We start from the raw sequence: 12072 nt of genomic DNA, 5'->3' as shown, positions 1-12072 counted from the left end.
CTTGTGACACGTGTGTCTTCAGACAACGGGGGGTGTCCATGCACGGCCGTGATCGCGGCTTACTTCAGGGCTGTCCGGGCGGTCACCCGGGCATGTCGACCGAAGCCGGTATCGATGTGCAGCGACAACTCGAGTCGCTGATCCAGGACTTCCGCGCCGGCGATCCGATGATGCCGGTCATCGTGCTGCACGCCGAGGACCCGGCCGACGACGAGCGCGTCAGCGAACTCCTCGAGGAACTGCGCGAAGGACAGCAGTCCCACGGGACCCGCCTGGCCGTCGCCCCGACCGAGCCGCAGCCGGGGAACGACGCCGGCCCCACGGCAAGGGCGATGCGGCTCCTGTGGGACCTCGGGGACTCCAGGAAGTGGGGCGACCGGTCCGCCACCTACCGGCCCTACACCTTCCCCCGTCTCAACCTGGTCCGCGCCCTCCAGGAGGCCACCGACGACCCGGAGATGCGCGAGCACTGGCCGACCGCACCCGACGGCACACCGGACGGCAGCACGCAGCGGGAGCTGGCCCAGACCCAGCTGTTGCGCATCCTGGCCCGGCAGCGCTGGCGGCCGCGCAGGCCCCCGCGCCGGAACCGGCAGATGCTGATCACCGACGTGCAGCAGTTCCTGCCCATGGGCATCCTGGGCGCGTTCACCGCGCTGCTCACCCGCCCCGAGTGGTACGTCGCCGCCCTCGCGGGCATCGGGCTGATGATCCTGCTCGCCGTCCTGAACCACGTCCCGGGGCGCGCTCCGCTCTTCCTGTGGCTGCGCAGGGAGAGCCGGTGGTTCCTGACCACGACGTTCCTCCAGTCCGCCGCCCGCCGCCAGTCGACCAGCGTGCGGCTGCTGCGGCCCGTCCGCTCCTGGAGGGCCATCGCGGCCCGCGCCTACGACGTGGCCGAGGCGATGCGGGAGGGCGGCCCGTTCCCGCTCCAGCTCTACGTGCTGGCGCTGTTCGAGGACTTACGGGACAACCACCGGCGCCGCAGCTGGGACTTGCGGGGCTTCAAGCGGACGCGTCCGCCGGTGCTGTTCCTGCGCCGGATAAGCCAGGAGAACGGCGGCGTCGAACTGATCAGGGCGGTCAGCGACGTCCGCAGCCGGCGCAGTGAGCTGGACCCGCTGCTGATCGTGGCGGGCGTGGCGGCGGACGAGGCGGCGCTGCTGGACCGCGGCCCGGACGGCGAACCGCCGGCCAACCGGCCGGAGCCGCCGCCCCAGCCCGGGCGTCTGCAGCAGCGGTTGCGGCACTGGTTCGACGAATGGGCCGGGAATCTCCGGGCCGACCAGTCGCCGAGCCGGACGAACGCACTGCCCTGGGTGCTCAGGGTGCCGCTGCCCGGCGACGAACTGGTGGAGCTGCGGCAGTCGGACTGGCGGTGCGTCCGGGCCAGACACCGGCCACCTCTCGTCCGCGTGGTGTGGTCGTCGTACAGTCTGCTGCTCGTCCTCGTCCTCGCCGTCAGCGCGGGTGTCGTGCACGCCCGCGACATGCACCACACGTACTGCTCGGCGGGGATGCTGAGCGCCAACCGCGACACCGTACGGCGGCCCGCGTCCGGCGGCGGCACGGAGTGCGTCGGCATAGCCACCGGAGACCTCCGGTTCGGCACGTACCTCCAGGGCGGAGCCGGCGGGCAGGGGCAGCGGTTGCGCGAGCTGGAGGATCTGGTGCGCGCCGAGAACGCCGACGTGCTGCAGCACCCCGGCAAGTACGTCACCGTGGTGTACGCGGGCCCCCTGAGCTCCTCGGCCGCGGACTCCTCGCTGGTCAAGGGCGCCGAGGAACTGACCGGCGTGTACCTCGCCCAGCGCGTGGTCAACGAGACCTTCACCGTCAAGCTCCGGGTGCTGCTCGCCAACGGTGGCGTGGACATGGACCAGCAGCCCGTGACGGCGGACGCGATCGCCCGGTACGCCGACCACGACCCGACCGTCGTCGGCGTCGTCGGCTTCGGGCGCGACCTGCAGAGCAGCACCGACGTCACGCGCCGCCTGCACGCGGTGGGGCTGCCGATCGTCTCCGGCACCAACTCGGCGACCTACCTGCCGAAGAAGTACTCCAACTGGTTCAGCCTCGCGGCTCCGGACGAGGACCAGGCCAAGGCACTCGGTCTCGTCGTCCGACAACTGCGCGCCCGGACCAAGAACCCGTACGCGCTGGTGCTGGCCCGCAACACCAAGCAGTCGCAGGACCGCTACACCGACGAACAGGCCACCTACGGTGGACAGATGCTGAAGCGGGAGGACTTCCGGCTGCTGCCCGAGCAGCGGTACGAGGTGGCGAACGGCAAGCCCGAGCTGTCGCTGCGTGCGGAGAGCATCTGCCGGGGCGAGCACGTCCCGTCGGTGATCTACTTCGCCGGCCGGGTCGAGGACATCGGAACGCTGATGACCCAGATGAACACCGTACCGGGCTGCGCGAACCGGGAGATCTCCATCCTCACCGGCGACGATCTGAGCAAGGCCAGGTTCTCCGGCACGGGCCGCCTCGACGGCGTGGCCGCGCGGATCACCCTGTACCACGCAGCGCTGGCCGAGCTGAAGGTGGCCTCGTCCGGGACTGCCTTCTACGAGGAGGCCGTCCAGTACCTGCCGTGGCTGAAGGGCAAACAGGTCCGCTACGACAGCGCCGACTTCGCCAGCGGCCAGACGGCCCTCGCCCACGACGCGACACGCGCGCTGTACTCGGCGGCCAGCCGCGACGACGTGCCCCAGAGCCGCGCGGCGACCTGGGTCAACCTCAGGGGCGTGAAGCTTCTGGGGATGGCCACCGGGACGATCGACTTCACCCACGCACCGCTGTACGGCGAACGGCACGGTCACAGCATCGTGCTCAAGCGGGTCCGAAGAACGCCGCAGGGCCTCTCGGAGTCGGAAGTCCTGTGCAGCAGAACGGCCGGCAGCACCAAGCCGCTCAGCGTGAAGGAATGCTCCATCGGCTGACCGGACCCGGCCGCGCGAGATCTGTCCTCGGTGTCAGCATCGGGTCCTCCGTACCACGGTGTCACCCACACAGATCACGCCCCCGGGACGGTGGCTGCTCGCCGCCGCGCTCGTCATCCTGCCGGCAGTCGGAGCGCTGACCGCCCTGCCCGCATGGGCCCACGCCCGCGGCCCCGCCGGACGCGCCGTTGTTACGCTCGCCGGATGAGCATTCCGGGAGCCGACGAGATCCGTGCGCTGCACGAGAAGTACGCGCCGACCGCCGAGGCGTTCGCCCTCGTCCACACGCACTGCGAGATCGTCTGGAGCGTCGCCGAGCAGCTCCTGTCCGCCCCGCACCTGCGCCACCTCGACGCCGAGCTGGTCCGCGCCGGCTGCCTCCTGCACGACATCGGCGTCTACCGCCTCTACGGCGACGACGGGCGGCTGGACCACGCGAACTACATCCGGCACGGACTGCTCGGCCACGAGATCCTGGAACAGGAGGGCTTCCCCGAGCCGCTGCGCCGGTTCTGCTCCCACCACACCGGCGTCGGCCTCACCCGGCACGACGTTCTGAGCCAGAACCTTCCGCTGCCTCCCGCCGACTACCTGGCGGTGACGGAGGAGGAGCGGCTGGTGATGTACGCGGACAAGTTCCACACCAAGTCCAGGCCGTCGGTGTTCCTCTCCCCCGACGAGTACGCCGTCCATGTCCGCCGCTTCGGCGAGGACAAGGTCACCGCGTTCCAGTCCCTGCGCACGCGGTTCGGCGACCCGGACCTCTCGCGGCCGGTACCGCCGGGCAGTGTCGCGTCCTCCGTCGGCCCGTGACGGCTGCTCGTCTCCGGTCGCACTTCGGAGAGGGGCCAGCGCCCGACTGCGTCGTGACGTCGGCGCGGCACCGGCCGTCAACTGCCGTCTGCGGCACCGCTGTCGGTGATCGCCCGGAACAGCTCGCGAGCCCGCTCGCAGAAACTGCTCGACCTCCGTGATGTCCGGGTCGTCACCGTCCGCGAGCATCCGGGCCTGGAGCTGCTCTGAGCGCAGCCCGCCGTAGCGGGCCCGCACCTCGGCGGTCACCGGCTGGACCGCGATGTGCAGGTGCTTGCGCGCGTCGCGGCCGTGCGACCACATGCAGACGTAGGTCTGCTCGGGCCGGCACAACGTCTCCACGACACGTGCGGTGTCGCGCAGCAAGGGGCCGAGTTCCGCCGCTGCCGTGTCATCGAGCTCCGCGATGGCCACGACGTGCTCCTGCGGTCCCACGATCAGCGTGCCGAGGTTCATCGGACCGACGACGTGGTTCACCACCCAAGCAGCGGTCTCGTGCACGACACCCCCGGGCAACCCCCGGCGCCCGTGCAGAAGGTCACACCCAAGACACCCCGTCACATCCACGCGCAACTCCCTGAATCCGGCAGTGAAGGCAGATCGACCGTGCGCTGCACACTGTTGCGGGCAACGCCCTGCAGTCGCCCGGTGTCGACCGATTCCCGCGTCCCGTCGTACGTCAGCAGGATGCCGTCGCTGGTGCTGTCCGCGCGCCAGATGCCGCCGTGCCGGTTCTCCCACTCGACGAAACTGCCGGAAGCGTCCTCAAGCAGCCCCAGTTCCCGTACGAGAGTGGCCAGGGCAGCAAAGCCACGGGCATCGCCCTTGCTCGCGCTGCGGGTCCGGACGTTGTCGTAGCGCATCTTGACGAACGGCACGGGGGCGCGGTCCAGCTTGTTCGGCTGGAGCATCTTGCGGAACCGCCCCCAGGCCTCCTCTTCGCTCTCCCGGCCGGAGATCTCACAGGCGTAGGCCGGGAAGACGGCGTAGGTGACGGCTGAGAGTCCGGGATTCTGCGTGGCGTGGTAGCCGTGCGCCTCGGCCGTCGCCACGCCCACCGTGTCGAACCCGGACCCGGGATACCGGAAGCCTCCGATGCCCACCAGGGGCCGCCCCTGTCCGACGAACTCGCCGTCGTGCGCCCTCGCATGGGCGAGCAGCGCCGTGACGAGTCCCTCGTCGTAGGGGCCCCGCACGTTGACCTGGAGGTTGTGCTTTCCGCCGGTGGAGAGTGCGGCGGTGAAGGTGAACACCGGGATCGGCGACCAGCGCCACGCCGACTCCAGGCCGGAGACGGGCGTCGCGCCGGGCATGGCGGGCAGGACGGATCCAGGGTGCACAGGGCGGCTCCTGTGCCAGGGATGGGTCCCTGGCTGCGTGCGTAGAGGGTGGCGGACATCCTCGCGGTAAGCGGCGTCCGTGAGCGCGCCACCATGTGAGTTCTCGCTTCGCGTCATGGGTTCCACCTTGTCCGGAGCGTTGTGGAAGTCGTCAACGCACGGCCCGGCCGGAACGGTAACCCGTCTCGTTCCGGCCATCCGGCGACCACTCGGGAAGGTCGCCCTCCGCATTGCGCGAGGCGCCCATCCCGAGGACGGTCCACAGGTCTTGAGCATTGCTCCACCCGCCCACCCGCTTGACCGTAGCCACACTAAGATCCGCCCTGTGCCAGGATGATCCACATCCGGTACCTTCAGACGCGCCTGTCCTGGTGCAGGCTTTGCGGTGCTACGGGGAGACGTATGTCCTACAGGCCGGCGGACTGGCACATACTCGATCTGGACAAGGATCCGACGCCGGGCGACCCGCAGCGCATCAAGAAACTGGCGGGCACCCTGCACGGCTTCGCCGAAGACGTGGCGGACGCCTTACGGGATATCAAGGGGTTGGCCAAGGAGGACGAGGTTCTCTCCTGGGCGGGCAAGACCGCGGATCGTTTCGCCGAAGAATTCGCGGACGTGCCCAAGAAGCTGAAGAAGCTCAAGAAGTCCTACGAAATGGCAGGCGACGCCCTCGCCTCGTTCTGGCCCGACTTGGAGCACGCTCAGGAGAAGGCGGACAAGGCCCTGCGAGACGGCCGCAAGGCCCGCGACGAACTCAGCACCGCGCAGACGGCCTTGTCCGGCGCGAACGACTGGGTTCGCACAGCGACCGAGAAAGCGGACTCCTACGACCCGGGCAAGAACGACGGCAAGAACGTCCCCCAACCCGATGAGGCCGAGGTACGGCGCGCAACCCGCAACGTGCGGCATGCCCAGGCCCGGCAGGTCGCTGCCCAACAGGACGTCAACAACGCGCGGAGCGCATTGGAAGCGGCCAAGAAGCTGGCGAACCAGGCCAAGGGCCTGCGCGAGGACGCTGCCCGCCGCACGGTGGCCAAGCTCCACGAGGCGTCCGACGCCGGCATCCCCAACCGGCACTGGTGGGAGGAGGCCGGCGACTGGGTCTCCGACCACTGGGACGAGATCGTCACCGTCTGCAAATGGGTGGTGACCGTCGTTGGCATCATCGTGATGATCGTGGGCGGCCCGCTGGGATGGCTCGTCTTCGCTGCCGCCCTCGTCGTACTGGCCGACACCATACGCAAAATGCTCAAGGGCCAAGCAGGATGGGGTGACCTGCTCTTCGCAGTCCTGGACTGCATACCCGCTACAAAAGGCTTCACCAGCCTCGCAAAACTCGGAAAGCTGTGGAAGGCAGGCGGGCTGCGCGCTCTCGGTGCCGGCTTCATGGGCGGAATCGGCGGCGGCCTGAAGAATCTCGCAAACAGCATTCGCGAGCTGCGGAACGTCCGCTTCTCCACCTTCACGTCGATGGGAAAGAGCCGATGGTGGAAAGCGGAGTCCCCGCACGTCGGCCCTCCTGGCAGAGCGGCCGACGACGCACTGCCGTCCGACATTCCCATCTACCACAAGGACGGGGCGACCGCTATCGGATACGACCCCGCAACGCTCAGGAACTTCGATGTCGCGAAGCGTCTTCCCGGATACCAGGACGTGATCATTCATGGCACCAGGGACGGCAGTATGGTCGCCGGGGAGGCGAACCGTGCGGGACTGAGGGCGGGTGGCCACATCGTCAACCCCAACCACGTCCTCGATACAATCAACCGAATACCGGGATACAACGGTGAACCGATCAGAATGCTGACCTGTCACTCCGGAGCTGCGCAGCCTCACGTGATCCAGGAGATGGCGAACTCTCTGGGAGTTCCCGTGAAAGCGCCGACCAACGCGGTGGGTGTTCCCAGCTTCGGTGAGGGGCCCTTCACCCCGACGATCAAGGACGGCGGCGTATGGCTGACCTTTCTGCCGATGGCCTAAGACGGCGACACCAACGAGGAGCTGCCATGATTTGCACCGCAGGATTCTTCTCCGAACTCTCACCCGGCTGGAACCTTCCCGTCGACGGCTCGATCAAGGATGCCGTCAGAACGGCGGGTGAGCCGGACGAGAGCAAAATCGTCGGTTACCTGAGGAGCGGCACGGGGATTTGGAGCGAGATGAGCGCCGGACCTGACGTACTGGATCCCGACGCCCCCCTCCTGACGGGCATCGGCTCCCTCTATACGGATGGGGCCTGGCTCTGGCGCGAGGATCTTGCTCACTACGTGAGCAAGTACCATGTGGCCCTCCCTGCTGATTTCGTCGCACACATCAGGCAGTCGAACTACACGGCGCCCACCGTGCCGGACCGCAGGCTGATGGAAATCGCGACACAGGATCTCGGCATGGATCTGGGATGACATCCCGGCCGTAGCGAAGAAGAGGAATGCAGATCTGATGCGAAGCTTCTCCATCGCCGTCCCGGACTCCTGGTGGGAGTTCAACATCCGTCCGGAGGGCCGCGATGCGACAATCCGTTCCCTGGTCGACGAACGGGTGGTGGAAACACCCGAGTTGGCACCCTACCGCGCGGACCTCACCGGCATGCTCCGCAGGATGGCCACCGACGCCTACGACTCCGGTGCCCTCTATCTGGGCTGCATGGCGGAGAACTTCGAGGGAGTGCCTCTGTCCGCCACCCTCACCGTCTCGGTACTCGGTGCGAAGGACAGGCAGGGCGCGGCTCTGTCCACCGATCCCCGTGCCATCGCCGAGAGCCTGCGGGCCATCACTCCTCGCCGCGAAGGTGATGCCTGGCGCAAGGTCACCACCGTCGACATCCCCGAAGTCGGACCTGCCGCACGCACGTTCGGTGTCGAGGACGTACCCGTGGCCCGGGGCGACAGCCGTGCCCTTCGCATGGTGCTGACCCAGACGTACATCCCTGTTCCGGGAGCCACCGACCAGATCGTGCTCGTCTCGGGAGCCAGCCCAGTACTGGATCTGGCCGATGCTTTCCATGACATCTTCGACGCTGTGACCAGCACATTCCGTTTCATCTGACAGGGGATTCCCACATCGGCGAGGGCAAGAGCGACCTCGCGCTCCCGCTCTCGCACTGGGGAGCTACGGCAGCCGGAGGACATCGGCGACCGCAGCGTCAACGACGCCCTCCGCAACTTCGAGTCCAGCTGGGGGACGGACGCGAGAACATCACACAGCAGTTGGATGCCCTGCCGAAAGGTCTCGACATGCTGGGCGTACGGGCGGTGGTGTGAGTGACCGAGATTCCGGGTCGGGGCTGGTCTCCGCGGACTGAAGGCGTGCTGCGCAGGGTGGGCTGGCGTCCCGGCCGTTCGGTGCCGACGGCGACCTGGGAGGCGGTTCTGAGCGAACGCGGCTCCTTCGTGGTGCACGACGCGGCGCGCCGGTTCCTGTCCGAGTTCGGTGGGCTGGTGACGTACGGCTGGCCCGCCGATACGACGGTGACCTCGTCAGCGATCCGGTTCGATCCGCTTGCGGCCGCGTGGCAGGACGAGCGGTTCGCGTGGGCGAGCCGGGAAGTGGGGTCGGCTGTCTGTCCGGTGGGCACGGCGGACGAGGGGGCCAGTTTCCTGGGCATCACCGAGGACGAATCGCTGTGCCTTGTACGGGACCGGGTGGAACCGGTCGCGCGGGGGTTCGACCAGGCGCTGGACCGGCTGGTGACGTTGCAGAGCGCGCACTCGGACCTGTGGAAGCCCGTGGAACCGGTGGTTACCTCGCCGTTCTGGCGGCGGCTCGACACGGTGGAGACGGGCGCGGGCGCCGGGCGGCGCTGGCCGGTGGAGACGGAGCGGGTGCTGCGGGCGGGAGGCTGGTACCCGGGCCGGTCGATCCCCACGGAGACCTGGGAGAGCCTGCTCCTGCAGACCGGCGAGTTCGAGATGCACGACGCGGCACGCCGCTTCCTGTCCGAGTTCGGCGCCGTGGGCATGCCCTACCGCGACGTGTCGGCCCCGCTGCGGTGGGCGGAGTTCCAACTGGATCCACTGCTGGCGCAGTTCGACGCGGAGATCATCGACGACCTCGCCGAGCAGGCCGGCGTCGACAGTCTGTATCCCCTCGGTATGCGCGACCGCGGGAACCAGTACCTGGGCATGGCGGAGGACGGCACGGTCTACGCCGGCATGGACAGTGTCCGGGTTCTGGCGCCCACACCTGACGAAGCGGTGCGGAAGCTGGTACGGCCGCTGGGCGACCGCTGACGACTTCCGGGCGCCGTGCGGGTCACGGCGCCTGGCGTCTCCTACGGGCCGGCGGAACAGATCACCTAGGCTGGTGCGGTGGTCGATGAGCAGGAGCGGGGGCGGCCGTCGGGAGTGTGGGCGACGGCGGTGGGGGTGGCCAGGGTGCGGGCGCTGGAGACCGAGCGCGAGGACGCGCTGTTCCGCGACCCACTGGCACGGGCCTTCGCCGCCGCCGGCGGCCTGTGGCCCTCCTCGCCGCCGCTGCCCGACGACGAGGCCGCGCGGCGCCGCCGGCTGGCCGTGTCGTTCTCCATCGTCATCAGGACGAAGTTCCTCGACGACCTGTTGCGGCGGGCCTCCGCGTCCGGGGTCCGGCAGGTCGTGCTGCTCGGGGCGGGCATGGACAGCCGGGCATTCCGGATGGACTGGCCCGAGGGCACCCGGCTGTTCGAGGTCGACACCGCCGCCCCACTGGACTTCAAGGCTTCGGTGCTGCGCCGGGAGCGGGCCGTCGCACGTTGCGAGCGGACGACCGTCGCGGTGGATCTGCGTGAGGACTGGCCGGCCGCGCTGGCCGCCGCAGGGCACGACCCGACCGCGCCGACCGCGTGGATCGCCGAAGGTCTGCTGATCTATCTGCCCGAGGAGACGGTGGAGCTACTGCTGGCCCGGATCAGTGCGCAGTCGGCGGCAGGCAGTCGGATGGGGCTGACATTGGGCTCGCGCGGCGTGATCGAGCGCTTCGGCGCGGACGCCGTGCCGGGATCGGCGGCGTCCATGTGGGTCTCGGAGATGCCCGACGACCCGGTGGGCTGGCTGGCCGGGCACGGCTGGGAGGCCGACAGCCACACCCTGCGCGAGCGCGCTGCCGCCTACGGCCGCCCGATCAGCACCCCGCCGCGGCAGGAGGAGCGGCCCGGCGGACTGATCTCGGCGGTCCGCCGGTAGAGCGCATCCCGCTTGTTCGCCGCGCCACGGCCGTGCCACCGGGGCGGGTGGCACGGCCGGGTTGCGGGAGTTGCGGGTGGGTGTCAGGCCCAGGGGGAGGACACGGCCCAGCTGGTGTCGTCGGACCAGAGGGTGGTGGCGTCCCAGGTGTGGGAGCCGCCGTCGCTCGCGACGTAGGCGTTGTTGCTGTAGTGGCGTACGAAGTCGCTCGGGTAGTTGGCGGAACGGAGCGAGACGCCCTGGCCGTTGTGGCCCGCCTGGGGGCAGAACGTAGCGTCCTGCCTGAACACTCCGCTGCCGTCGTTGCTGTCGATGCGCAGCCGGAAGTCGTAGTGGCGCAGGTACTGGCCCGGTTTGTCGACGGACTCGAAGGAGACGCAGGAGGCGTCGCCGAGGCCCGCCCGCACGGTCCAGGTGGCCGCGCTCTTGTCGGCGGACGCGCTGGACGAGGTGACCGTGGAGATGGCGGCGTAGGCGTCGGCGCTGTTGTGCTTGAGGTACTGGGTGGTGCAGCAGGAGGTGGTGGCCCGCAGCGACACCTTCGAGCCGGGTGTGAGTCCGCCCGGCGTGGCGGACGCCGTGTAGCCGACCGAGTTGATGTTGGACTGTACGGCGTTCTCGGTGGCGTCCGAGGGGTAGCCGGACGTCATGACGCCCTCGTAGAAGGTGCCGGCGGAGCCGTTGCTGTTGTCGCCGCCGATGCCGAGGATGATCGCGCCTTCCTTCTTCATCGGGTTGTAGCCCGCGACGTTGGGGCGCGTTCCGTTGTAGAAGGTGGACAGGCCGCCGGACTGGGCGTTGCCGCCGCGGATCGCCCAGTGGTTCGGCTCGCCCTTGACGATGGCGGTGAGGAACCGGTGGCTGACGCTGGGGTCGTTGGCGTTGTAGCCCGCGTTGACCCCGGAGAACAGTCCGTTCTCCAGGTCCGCCATCACCCAGGGGCCGTTGCCGGTGCCGTAGCCCCAGACCTTGATGTTGCCGAAGTAGATGGCCTCCATGGTGCCGTTGCCGTTGTCCCGGCTGTTGGTCTCGGCGTTGCCGTAGTCGAAGCAGCAGCCGCCGTTGTAGTGCGTGCCGTCGAGGATCGCGTACATGCCTTCCGGCTGGTCGCCGGTGGCGATGCCGTTGGTGTTGTTGTCGCGGTATCCGGTGCCGGGGGCGATGAAGACGCCGTAGGCCTTGTGGCCGCCGACGGTGACCGGTGCGGCGGACGCTTCGGCCAGGTTGTCGTAGCCACCCGCGGCGGGGCCGGAGAAGCCTCCGGGCGGTGCCTGGGTGAGGTGGTTGCCGCGGCCGGACTGGTCGTAGATGACGGTGATCAGGCAGCTCGTCCCCGCGCAGAACGAGTCCTGCGCGGCGGCGTCGGCGTAACCGCCCGCGCTGAGCACGCCGATGTCCCGGGTGGCGCCGTCGGAGGCGCGTTTCACCTGGTACAGGCGGCCGTTGTAGGAGGAGTACAGGGCGCGGGTCATGCTGTGCGCGGCCACGCAGGGCGTGCCGCCGGAGGCGTACAGATCGCAGGGGAGCGAGCCGGCGGCCTCGGCGCTGTGGCCGGCGGACGTCTGCGCGCCGAACAGGGCGGCGACCAGCGCCAGCGGGGCAAGTCCTCTGACCCAGCGTCGTAAGCGGGCGGAAGTCACAGGCATGGATCATCTCCTGGGGACGTGGGGACTCGACGGCGTCCCACCGTCGAGGAGCCGGACGCGACCGGCAATGTCACGGACATGTCATTCCTGATCTTCGAAGTAGGCCGAGACCTGCTGCCGCGCGCACCCGGAGCCGCCGGAGCGACGATCAGGGGTGACGAAATCT

General features: G+C 69.1%; 10 protein-coding genes. 8 read left to right on the top strand and 2 right to left on the bottom strand.

Features of this window, described 5'->3' with window-relative positions; all coding sequences use genetic code 11:
* The first annotated feature begins 92 nt into the window (after nucleotides 1-92).
* Genes ACZ5GT_RS19130 through ACZ5GT_RS19120 form a run of 3 tightly spaced genes read left to right on the top strand, consistent with a single transcriptional unit; the run spans nucleotide 93 to nucleotide 3758 of the window.
* On the top strand, nucleotides 93-2945 hold the full coding sequence (locus tag ACZ5GT_RS19130; RefSeq protein WP_469025061.1) for a type 1 periplasmic-binding domain-containing protein: 2853 nt from the start codon (nucleotides 93-95) through the stop codon (nucleotides 2943-2945).
* 58 nt (nucleotides 2946-3003) lie between these two features.
* Nucleotides 3004-3153 (top strand): hypothetical protein, encoded by a 150-nt coding sequence (locus tag ACZ5GT_RS19125; RefSeq protein WP_469025056.1) that lies wholly within the window; start codon nucleotides 3004-3006, stop codon nucleotides 3151-3153.
* On the top strand, nucleotides 3150-3758 hold the full coding sequence (locus ACZ5GT_RS19120) for an HD domain-containing protein (RefSeq protein WP_469025049.1): 609 nt from the start codon (nucleotides 3150-3152) through the stop codon (nucleotides 3756-3758). The genes ACZ5GT_RS19125 and ACZ5GT_RS19120 overlap by 4 nt, the downstream gene beginning before the upstream one ends.
* A gap of 557 nt (nucleotides 3759-4315) precedes the next feature.
* On the opposite strand, the gene ACZ5GT_RS19115 is transcribed toward ACZ5GT_RS19120, so the two are convergent.
* Nucleotides 4316-5098, bottom strand: a complete 783-nt coding sequence (locus ACZ5GT_RS19115; protein WP_469025046.1) for a hypothetical protein — start codon at nucleotides 5096-5098, stop codon at nucleotides 4316-4318.
* 402 nt (nucleotides 5099-5500) lie between these two features.
* Between ACZ5GT_RS19115 and ACZ5GT_RS19110 the strand changes: the two genes are divergently transcribed.
* From ACZ5GT_RS19110 to ACZ5GT_RS19090, 5 genes are all read left to right on the top strand, one after another.
* Complete coding sequence (locus tag ACZ5GT_RS19110) at nucleotides 5501-7081, top strand: putative T7SS-secreted protein (protein WP_469025043.1); 1581 nt, start codon at nucleotides 5501-5503, stop codon at nucleotides 7079-7081.
* 26 nt (nucleotides 7082-7107) lie between these two features.
* Nucleotides 7108-7503 (top strand): hypothetical protein, encoded by a 396-nt coding sequence (locus tag ACZ5GT_RS19105; protein ID WP_469025040.1) that lies wholly within the window; start codon nucleotides 7108-7110, stop codon nucleotides 7501-7503.
* A gap of 37 nt (nucleotides 7504-7540) precedes the next feature.
* Nucleotides 7541-8146 carry a hypothetical protein gene (locus ACZ5GT_RS19100; RefSeq protein WP_469025037.1) on the top strand — a complete coding sequence of 202 codons (606 nt, stop codon included), beginning with the start codon at nucleotides 7541-7543 and terminating at the stop codon, nucleotides 8144-8146.
* Between the two features lie 215 nt (nucleotides 8147-8361).
* Nucleotides 8362-9330, top strand: coding sequence for an SUKH-3 domain-containing protein (locus ACZ5GT_RS19095; RefSeq protein ID WP_469025035.1), 969 nt, complete (start codon nucleotides 8362-8364; stop codon nucleotides 9328-9330).
* Between the two features lie 114 nt (nucleotides 9331-9444).
* Nucleotides 9445-10260 (top strand): class I SAM-dependent methyltransferase, encoded by an 816-nt coding sequence (locus tag ACZ5GT_RS19090; RefSeq protein WP_469025253.1) that lies wholly within the window; start codon nucleotides 9445-9447, stop codon nucleotides 10258-10260.
* Between the two features lie 83 nt (nucleotides 10261-10343).
* On the opposite strand, the gene ACZ5GT_RS19085 is transcribed toward ACZ5GT_RS19090, so the two are convergent.
* Nucleotides 10344-11906: an alpha-L-arabinofuranosidase B gene (locus ACZ5GT_RS19085; RefSeq protein ID WP_469025033.1), complete on the bottom strand. Its 1563-nt coding sequence runs from the start codon at nucleotides 11904-11906 to the stop codon at nucleotides 10344-10346.
* Nucleotides 11907-12072: the final 166 nt, after the last annotated feature.

The organism is Streptomyces sp. NPDC031340, assembly GCF_055569945.1.
The sequence above is the reverse complement of the archived record's forward strand: the minus strand, read 5'-3'. Positions and strand labels throughout refer to the sequence as shown.

What these genes read in the sequence shown, in the direction of transcription:
- ACZ5GT_RS19085 (WP_469025033.1), bottom strand. Translation starts at nt 11,906, where the DNA reads ATGCCTGTGACTTCCGCCCGCTTACGACGCTGGGTCAGAGGACTTGCC.
- ACZ5GT_RS19110 (WP_469025043.1), top strand. Translation starts at nt 5,501, where the DNA reads ATGTCCTACAGGCCGGCGGACTGGCACATACTCGATCTGGACAAGGAT.
- ACZ5GT_RS19105 (WP_469025040.1), top strand. Translation starts at nt 7,108, where the DNA reads ATGATTTGCACCGCAGGATTCTTCTCCGAACTCTCACCCGGCTGGAAC.
- ACZ5GT_RS19100 (WP_469025037.1), top strand. Translation starts at nt 7,541, where the DNA reads ATGCGAAGCTTCTCCATCGCCGTCCCGGACTCCTGGTGGGAGTTCAAC.
- ACZ5GT_RS19120 (WP_469025049.1), top strand. Translation starts at nt 3,150, where the DNA reads ATGAGCATTCCGGGAGCCGACGAGATCCGTGCGCTGCACGAGAAGTAC.
- ACZ5GT_RS19130 (WP_469025061.1), top strand. Translation starts at nt 93, where the DNA reads ATGTCGACCGAAGCCGGTATCGATGTGCAGCGACAACTCGAGTCGCTG.